2 protein-coding genes are annotated in these 1,196 nt (G+C 65.7%); both read right to left on the bottom strand.

Annotated features, from left to right (window positions below; genetic code table 11):
* The coding region (locus AB0924_RS38595; RefSeq protein WP_358940783.1) for an alpha-amylase family glycosyl hydrolase at window positions 1-771 on the bottom strand (771 nt) is incomplete at its 3' end.
* Window positions 768-1,196: alpha-glucosidase C-terminal domain-containing protein (locus AB0924_RS38590; RefSeq protein WP_358940782.1), on the bottom strand; the 429-nt coding region annotated here is incomplete at its 5' end. The genes AB0924_RS38590 and AB0924_RS38595, both read right to left, overlap by 4 nt.

The following is a 1,196-nucleotide window of genomic DNA, read 5'->3' as shown; positions in this document are numbered from 1 at the left end:
CAGCACGGTGTCGGGGTACTGGGCGTCGATCTCCTTGCGGACCCGCTTCAGGAACTGGTGCGTGGCCGGCAGGTTCTCGCAGTTGGTGCCCTCCTCCGCGTAGAGATAGGGGACCGCGTCGAGACGGAAGCCGTCGATGCCCAGGTCCAGCCAGAACTTCAGGGCGGCCAGGATCTCCTCCTGGACGGCCGGGTTCTCGTAGTTGAGGTCCGGCTGGTGGGAGAAGAAGCGGTGGAAGTAGTACTGGCCGCGCACCGGGTCGAAGGTCCAGTTGGAGACCTCGGTGTCGACGAAGATGATCCGCGCTTCCTCGTAGCCCTTGTCGTCGTCGGCCCAGACGAAGTAGTCGCCGTAGGGGCCGGCGGGGTCCTTGCGGGACTCCTGGAACCACGGGTGCTGGTCGCTGGTGTGGTTCATGACGAAGTCGACGATGACGCGCATGCCACGCTGGTGCGCGGCGTCCACGAACTCCACGAAGTCCGCGAGGTCGCCGAACTCGGGGAGCACGGCCGTGTAGTCGGCGACGTCGTAACCGCCGTCCCGCAGCGGGGACTTGAAGAACGGCGGCAGCCAGAGGCAGTCCACTCCCAGCCACTGCAGATAGTCGAGTTTGGCGGTCAGGCCCTTGAGATCGCCGATGCCGTCGCCGTCACTGTCGTGGAACGAGCGAACGAGCACCTCGTAGAAGACGGCGCGCTTGAACCACTCCGGATCCCGGTCCTTGGCGGGAGTGTCCTCGAAAGTGTCCGGCACGGGGTCATTGACAGTCATGACGCTGAGGGCCCTCCGATCTGGGGCATCGATCGCCCGACGTGGAGCACGTGCGCCGGCGTCCGGCCGGGCGTGAGACGCACGTAGTTGGTCCTGCCCCAGTGATAGCTCTCACCTGTCAGTTCGTCGTGCACGGACAGGGTGGCGTTCCAGTCCAGGCCGAGTTGCGGCATGTCCAACGAGACCGTGGCCTCCTGGGTGTGGTGCGGGTCGAGGTTGACGACCACGATGACCGTGTCCGGGCCCGTGCTCTTGCTGTAGGCGAGCACGTTGTCGTTGTCGGTCCGATGGAAGCGGAGGTTCCGCAGACGCTGTAGCGCGGGGTGCTGCCGCCGGATGGTGTTGAGTTTGGTGATGAGGGGGGCGATGGTGCGGCCCTCGCGTGCGGCGGCTTCCCAGTCGCGGGGTTTGAGCTGGTACTTCTC

It is taken from the genome of Streptomyces sp. NPDC047869 (assembly GCF_040704065.1).
Classification (GTDB): domain Bacteria; phylum Actinomycetota; class Actinomycetes; order Streptomycetales; family Streptomycetaceae; genus Streptomyces.
This window is presented reverse-complemented; position numbering and strand designations above follow the sequence as displayed.